This is a genomic window from Streptomyces sp. HNM0645 (genome assembly GCF_030056615.1).
Lineage (GTDB): Bacteria > Actinomycetota > Actinomycetes > Streptomycetales > Streptomycetaceae > Streptomyces > Streptomyces marianii.
In genome coordinates, this window is record NZ_JASHLT010000031.1 from 40951 (window position 1) to 48232 (window position 7282).

At 74.3% G+C, this 7282-nt stretch carries 5 protein-coding genes; 3 read left to right on the forward strand and 2 right to left on the reverse strand.

The window, feature by feature from the left end; translation table 11 throughout:
• The first annotated feature begins 570 nt into the window (after positions 1-570).
• The 3 genes from QMZ92_RS21800 (at position 571) to QMZ92_RS21810 (ending at position 4324) form a co-directional block, all read left to right on the forward strand.
• Positions 571-1995, forward strand: a complete 1425-nt coding sequence (locus QMZ92_RS21800; RefSeq protein WP_502962107.1) for an MFS transporter — start codon at positions 571-573, stop codon at positions 1993-1995.
• Positions 1996-2186: 191 nt separating this feature from the next.
• Complete coding sequence (locus QMZ92_RS21805; RefSeq protein WP_283299076.1) at positions 2187-2714, forward strand: DUF485 domain-containing protein; 528 nt, start codon at positions 2187-2189, stop codon at positions 2712-2714.
• On the forward strand, positions 2711-4324 hold the full coding sequence (locus QMZ92_RS21810; RefSeq protein WP_283299078.1) for a sodium/solute symporter: 1614 nt from the start codon (positions 2711-2713) through the stop codon (positions 4322-4324). Before QMZ92_RS21805 ends, QMZ92_RS21810 begins: the two co-directional genes overlap by 4 nt.
• Before the next feature lie 282 nt (positions 4325-4606).
• Here the strand turns inward: QMZ92_RS21810 and QMZ92_RS21815 are convergent, their stop codons facing one another.
• Positions 4607-5494: a hypothetical protein gene (locus QMZ92_RS21815; RefSeq protein WP_283299079.1), complete on the reverse strand. Its 888-nt coding sequence runs from the start codon at positions 5492-5494 to the stop codon at positions 4607-4609.
• A 302-nt stretch (positions 5495-5796) separates the two neighbouring features.
• The coding region (locus QMZ92_RS21820; RefSeq protein WP_283299080.1) for an SUKH-4 family immunity protein at positions 5797-7282 on the reverse strand (1486 nt) is incomplete at its 5' end.

Genomic DNA, 7282 nt, shown 5'->3' on the forward strand with positions numbered 1-7282 from the left:
GACGCCGGACCGGCACCCGCCCCTGAGAGCGCACCCCTCCCCCGGTGCGAGCGTGAGGTGAGAGGGTGTGTCCCGCGGAGATACGTGCATAGGGAAGGGATCTCGATGGGCGGGGGCGGCGGCACGGGCGCGGACGGGACCGGCACGGGCGCGGACGGCCTGCCCGGGGAGGAGCCGGGACGCGGCGGTGGGGTCCGTCCGGGTGCCGACGGGCATCCCACGGCGGAGCAGGCCCGAAGCGGCGACGCGCGTCCGTGCGGGGGGGACCGCCCCTCGTCGGGGCGACGCGACGGAGCCCGTCCGCGCGCGGACGGCCACCCCGCGGCCGAGCCGCACCGCGCGCCGGGGCTCCCCGCAGGCACGGAACCGGCCTTCCCCTCGGGAGAGGCCGGGCCGGAGCACCGGTCAGCCGCCGGGCACCCGGGCGCACCGGATCCCGACCCGCGCGGAACCGGCGCCGGGGCGAGGGCGCGCGCCGAGGCGGCCGGGGCCCGTACCGCCGCTCCGCACGCCGGCGGCGGGCCCGGCGTCGATGCCGCGCACCACCGGAGGCCGGTGGTCGCCGCGCTGATGCTCGGGATGGGCCTCGCCGCCCTCGACGGCACGGTCGTGTCGACCGCCGTCCCCCAGATCGTCGGCGACCTCGGCGGCTTCTCGGTCTTCTCCTGGCTGTTCTCGGGCTATCTGCTCGCCGTCACCGTCACGCTCCCCGTCTACGGCAAGCTCTCCGACACCTTCGGCCGCAAGCCCGTGCTGGTCGCGGGCATCGTGCTGTTCCTGGCCGGCTCCCTGCTGTGCGCGGTCGCGTGGAACATGGCCTCGCTCATCGCCTTCCGTGTGGTCCAGGGGCTCGGCGGAGGAGCGCTGCAGGGCACGATCCAGACGATCGCCGCCGATCTGTACCCGCTGAAGGAACGGCCCCGCATCGTGTCGAAGCTGTCCACGGTGTGGGCGGTCTCGGCGGTTGCCGGCCCCGCGGTGGGCGGTCTGCTCGCCGCCTGGGCCGACTGGCGCTGGATCTTCCTGATCAACCTCCCCGTCGGGGGTGTCGCACTCTGGCTGATCTCCCGTCACCTCGTGGAGCCGGTACGGGACCGACGGCCGCGGCCCCGGGTCGACTGGCCGGGCGCGCTCACCGTCTTCCTCACCGGAACGCTGCTGCTCACCGCACTCGTGCAGGGCGGAGTGGCCTGGCCCTGGATCTCCGCGCCCTCGCTCGGCCTCCTCGGGGCGAGCGCGGCCTGCGCGGCGGCGACCGTGCTCGTCGAACGGCGCGCGGCGGAGCCGATCATCCCCGGCTGGGTGTGGCGGCGGCGCACGATCGCCGCGGTGAACCTGGCCCTGGGCGCGCTCGGGCTGCTGATGGTGGCCCCGACGGTGTTCCTGCCCACGTACGCCCAGTCGGTGCTCGGACTCGGCCCGATCGCGGCCGGGTTCGTGCTGTCCGTGATGACCCTGAGCTGGCCGGTCAGCGCGGCGTACTCGAACCGCCTCTACAACCGCATCGGCTTCCGCAACACGGCCCTCACCGGGATCGGCGCCGCGCTGCTCGTCCTGCTGGCGTTCCCGTTGCTGCCGTACCCGGGCGAGCCGTGGCAGCCGGCGCTGATCATGCTGCTGCTGGGGGCGGCACTCGGCTTCTTCCAGCTGCCGCTGCTCGTCGGTGTGCAGTCGACCGTGCCCTGGGCCGAGCGCGGGACGACGACGGCGTCCGTGCTGTTCTGCCGTCAGGTGGGACAGAGCGTAGGCGCCGCACTGTTCGGGGCGCTGGCCAACGCGGTTCTGGCGGCCCGCCTCGGCGGTGCGGGCGATCTGGACTCCGTCGCCCGCGCACTGGCGGACGGATCCTCGCACGACCGGTTGCGGCGCGCGGTGGCGGCGGCGGTCGATCTCGTCTTCGTCGGCGCCGCGGCGGCCGCGGCGCTCGCCCTGCTCGCGCTGCTGTTCGCACCGCGCAGGTTCCCGGTCCTCACGGAGCAGCGGCCGGACCTCTGACCTGGGGCTCTGACGTGTGCGGGGCGTGACACGACCGTTGCCAAACCTACATACCTCCTGGTCGGTAACCCTCTTACGCCAACCGTCTACCGACAAGTAACGTACGCGCTCCACGCCCCTGACACCCTCTCCCCCGCGCGCCCGCGCACGGGGGAGCCGGCCTCCCTCGGGCCGCCGCAAGGAGCAGCACGATGTCGTACGACCCCTACTTCCCCGATCCCCCCGGCCCGGCCAGGCAGCCCTGGCACGCGCCGCAACCGCCGCCCGACCGGGGGTACGGCGATCCGTTCGGCGACCCGTTCGGCGAGACGCCCGCCGCCCCGTACCCCTGCACCGAGCCGTCCGGCCACGTCCCGGACGACCGGCTGCCCCGGCTGCGCTCCGGCTACCGCAGGCTCCGCCGTGTCGCGACGCTCACCGCGCTCGGCTACTTCGTCCTCTTCCTCATCCTGTCCGGCTACGCACCCGACCTGATGACCGACGGCATCAGCGGCGGTCTCACCACCGGCGTACTACTGGGCCTCCTCACCCTGCCCGTGGCCCTGGCCGCCATCACGGCCTACGAGCGCATCGCCCGCCGCCGGGTCGACCCGCTCGCCGCGACCATCCGGGCCGCCCACGAGGAACGGCACGCCACGACGCCCGCGGACCGGCAGGGCGTACGGCATCGCCCCGGCGGCTCCACCTGGGACCGGCCCACGGGAGGCATGCGCATATGAGCGGCTTCAACTCCGACGCCCAGACCATGTCCTTCGTCGCGTTCATGGCCGTCATCACCGTGACGCTGCTGCTGTGCGTGATGACCGGACCCGACCGCGACGACCTGGACGAGTTCTACACCGGCTACCGCTCCCTGTCTCCGATGCAGAGCGGTCTCGCCATCGCCGGCGACTACATCTCCGCGTCGACCGTGCTCGCCACCATCGGCGTCATCGCCCTCGTCGGCTACGACGGCCTCACCCTCGCCCTGAGCACCGTCCTCTCCCTGGTGCTGATGATGTTCCTGCTCGCCGAACCCCTGCGGAACGCGGGCCGGTTCACCATGGGCGACATCCTCACCCGCCGCACCCCCGGCCCGGCCGTGCGCATCGCCGCCTGCGCGGTCACCCTCGCCGCGCTGCTGCCCCTGGTGGTCTTCCAGCTCGCGGGCGCCGGCGACCTGCTCGCCTTCGTCCTCGGCTTCGACGCCGAGGGATTCAAGACCGGCGCGATCGTCTTCCTCGGTGTGCTGATGATCTCGTACGCGGCCATCGGGGGAATGAAGGGCACCGCCTTCATCCAGATCGTCAAGACCGTCGTGCTGCTCGGCTCCGCCACCGCCATCGCCGTACTCGTACTGGACCGCTTCGACTTCAGCCTCCCCGGGCTGCTCGACGCGGCCAAGAAGGGCAGCGGGGCGGGCGACCTCTACCTCACCTCCGGGCTCCAGTTCGGCGGCGACGAGATCGACATGATCAGCGCCCAGCTCACGGTCGTGCTCGGCGCGGCGGTACTGCCGCACATCACGATGCGCATGTTCACCGCCCGCAGCGCCACCGCCGTGCGGCGCTCGATGTCCTGGGCCGTGTCCACCGTGGTCGTGACCTGCCTGCTCCTCGCCCTCATCGGCTTCGGCGCGGCCGCGATCGTCGGCCACAAGGACCTGGTCCTCGCCGACCCCCAGGGCAAGACCGCGTTCCTGCTGGTCAGTCAGGCCGTGCTGGGCGCGGACGCGAACACGCTGGAATCCCTCGTGTTCACCACCGTCGCAACGGCGATCTTCCTGACCCTGCTGGCCTCGGTCGCCGGGATCACCCTCGCCTGCGCCAACACCCTGGCGCACGACCTCATCGCCCACGGACTGCGTCGCACGACCGTCTCGCACACCGCCGAGATGGCCATCGCCCGCGGCGCCGCGGGCGCCGTCGGCCTCCTCGCCATCGCGCTCGCGGCCTTCGTCCAGGACTGGAATCTCCAGGCACTGGTGACGCTGTCCTTCTGCATCGGCGCGTCCGCGGTCGCCCCCGCGCTCGTCTTCAGCATGTTCTGGCGCCGCTACACCCGCCAGGGTCTGCTGTGGACGCTGATCGTGGGCGCCGGCACCGCGATCCTGCTGATGACCGGCAGCAACCTGGTCTCCGGCTCGCCGCAGTCCGTGTTCCCCGACCACGACTTCAACTGGTTCCCGTACACCACCACGGGTCTGGTGTCGGTCCCCGCCGGCTTCCTCGCCGGCTGGTACGGCAGCATCCGCGCCCCGCGCGAGGCGTCCGCCCAGCGCGAGCGGTACGCCGAGATCGAGCCGGTGATCCTCGCCGGGGCGACGACGGGCCACGGCGACCGCTCCTGACCCCGCTCGACCGGACCCGGACCGTCCGCCGCTCCCGGGGGGAGGGGCGGACGGTCCGGGTCCGGGGGCCTCCGGCCGGCGGTTCCGGGGCGGCCCGAGCGGGGGCCGTTGCGGAGGCGTTCCGACCGGCCGTTCCCGGGAGCGGCATGTGCGGGGCGGATCCGCGGCGAAGACGGGTCCGGGGCGCCCCGGACCGGACGGAGGGCGGCCCGGGGGCCACGGCGGCCCGCGGCACCCGCCCGCAGCGCCGGGTCCCGACCGCCTCAGGCCGCGGGAAGCCGGTCAGTCCCGCGAAGGCGGCCGTTCCGTGAGGCTCGCCAGGCCCTCGCGGATGTGGTCCAGTTGCGCGTGGATCTCCTCGGCGCGCTGCACATGGTCACGCAGCACCCGGTCCGTCTCCCGGGAGGCACGCGCCGCCCGCACACCGGCCTCCTCCACGACACGCGCCGCCAGCGCCCGCGCCTCCTCCTGGCCGCGGCGGGCCGAATCCTCCGCCTCGGCGAACGCGCACAGCGCCTCCGACAGCCGGGCCTGCGCCCGCGCGATGAGCCCCCCGTAACGCTCCGCCGACTCCGCGTCCCGCGCCGACAGTTCCCGCTCCGCCTCGTAGCGGCGGGACACCCGCATCCGGTCGAGTTCCTTGAGCATCCCCGCCGCACGGCACCTGGACGCCTCCAGAACGGCCATCGCCTCACCACGCTCCGCCGCGGCCTCCACCCGGGCGGCGTCGCGCAGTTCCTCCGCCGTGGCGCGCGCCGACAGGATCATCCGCCGCGCCCGCGAGTCCGCCTCCTCGCACGTCCGGCCCGCCCGCACCGCCGCCAGCTCCCGCACCCGGCGCGCCTCGGCCTCCGCCGCCTCGCACACGGCCCGCGCCTCCTCCCGCGCGGTCGACAGCACGGCCGCCGCCTCCTTCTCCGCCAGGTCGAGGACCTCCTGGGCACGCGGCCCGAGCGGTTCGTACGTCGGCGGACCCAGCGCCTCGGCGAACTGCCGCAGCGACACCGCCTCGGCCGCGAGCTCCTCCACCACCCGGGTCAACCGCGCCGCCCGCCGCCACGCGTCGTCCCGCTCCCGCGTCAGCGCCTCGACGTACCGGTCGACCTGGTCCAGCCGGTAGCCGCGGCCTCGTACGGTGACGAACCCTCCATGAGCCGATCCCGCATTCATCCCTGGACTCCTCTCGGAGCGGTCGACGCGGGAACATCGTGCTGGATCGCGGGGAAGCACCCATGACGCGACACTCCGCCACAGGGAAGCGGGCACCCGACCGGAAAGGCAGATCGGGCGCCCTACGGCGCACGCTCCGGCGCACGGACGATGCCCGCGCCGTCGCCACAACGGCTCCGCGGAGGACGCCGGCAGCCGCGAGCACCCTCGTCACCCCGTCGGCGGCCGTCAGCCGACGACGGCATGCGGGCATGACCGCCGAATGGGCTCGGCGGCCCCGCCGCCGAGCGGCGTTCAGCGAATCAGATCAGTCCGTCCCACATCTGCTCCAGCAGCACCGACCACCAGCTCTCCGGTGACGACAGCGCCGCCGGGTCCAGCGCGGCGATCTGTGCCTGGAAGTCGACCGTCCAGCGGCCCGCCTGCTCGGGGTTGAGCCCGAAGCGCAGCCGCCACATCCGGCCGAGCAGCGCCAGCGAGCGGGTGAACTCCGGCAGCCCGCTGTTCACGAACTGGGGCGCCATCGGCTGCCCGCCGGGCCCTCCCTCCACCGGCACCGCCACGATGTGCGCGGTCCCGTACTGGACACAGATCGCCCGGCCGAAGTCGGTGCCCACGACCAGGTACGAGCCCGCGTCCGACGCCGGCTGCACCTGCCGCTGCGCGGCGAGCTCCGCCAGTGTCGGCACCACCGGCTGGGCCGGCTGCGCCCAGAAGAACGGCCCGAAGTCCGCCGGGAGACCCGCCCACACCAGCGTCCGCGCGACGATCTCCGGCACGCCCTGACGGGACACGGCCCGCTGGTCGAACCGGCAGATGCCCTGCGGCCCGAACGACCCCAACAGCTCCTGTGCGACGCCCTCCGGAGGAATGGGCGGAGCCGGCGGTACCTGCGGCAGCGGCGCGCGCACCGGAGCGGGCCGCGCCGGGCCGTCCGCGACCTGGTGCAACTCGCCCTGGTGGGTCAGCAGCTGCCGCATGCCGCCCTGCCTGCTCGCGTGGTCCTTGCCGTACGGGGCGATGCTCGTGATCCGGGCCTGCGGCCAGGTCTCCCGGATCATCCGGGCGCAGTAGCCACCGGGCAGCTCGCAGGACTCCAGCTCCGTGTGGAGCTCGAGCACCTGGTCGCTGGGGACGTTCATGGCGCGCAGCTCGTGGAAGATCTGCCACTCCGGGTGCGGTGTACCCGGCGCCGAACGGCGGATGAGCTGCTGCTCGGAGCCGTCGGGCGCGCGGTAGCGCAGCACGGCCTGGTAGCCCGGGCCGACGGTCGGCACAGCGGCCGGCGACTGCTGCGGATAGCCGTACGCGGGCTGCGGGCCGGGCGGCACCGGCCCCGGAGGGCCGGGCGGCTGCGGTGCCCCGGGGCCCAGCGGACTCGGGTTCGCCAGCATCGTCGCCGCATGATGCACCCCACCCGGCGGCGTACCGGGAACCCCCGGCGGACCAGGAGGCTGCGGAACACCCGCACCGGCCGGACCCGCGTCCCGCCCCGGACCAGAACCCGCACCCGGACCGGAACCCGGACTCGGGTTCGCCAGCATGGTCGCCGCATGATGCACCCCACCCGGCGGCGTACCGGGAACCCCCGGCGGACCAGGAGGCTGCGGAACACCCGCACCGGCCGGACCCGCGTCCCGCCCCGGACCAGAACCCGCACCCGGACCGGAACCCGGACTCGGGTTCGCCAGCATGGTCGCCGCATGATGCACCCCACCCGGCGGCGTACCGGGAACCCCCGGCGGACCAGGAGGCTGCGGAACACCCGCACCGGCCGGACCCGCGTCC

Bases quoted from the DNA above. Each gene is read 5' to 3' on its own strand.
- QMZ92_RS21810 (WP_283299078.1), top strand. From the start codon at position 2,711: ATGAGCGGCTTCAACTCCGACGCCCAGACCATGTCCTTCGTCGCGTTC.
- QMZ92_RS21805 (WP_283299076.1), top strand. From the start codon at position 2,187: ATGTCGTACGACCCCTACTTCCCCGATCCCCCCGGCCCGGCCAGGCAG.
- QMZ92_RS21800 (WP_502962107.1), top strand. From the start codon at position 571: ATGCTCGGGATGGGCCTCGCCGCCCTCGACGGCACGGTCGTGTCGACC.
- QMZ92_RS21815 (WP_283299079.1), bottom strand. From the start codon at position 5,494: ATGAATGCGGGATCGGCTCATGGAGGGTTCGTCACCGTACGAGGCCGC.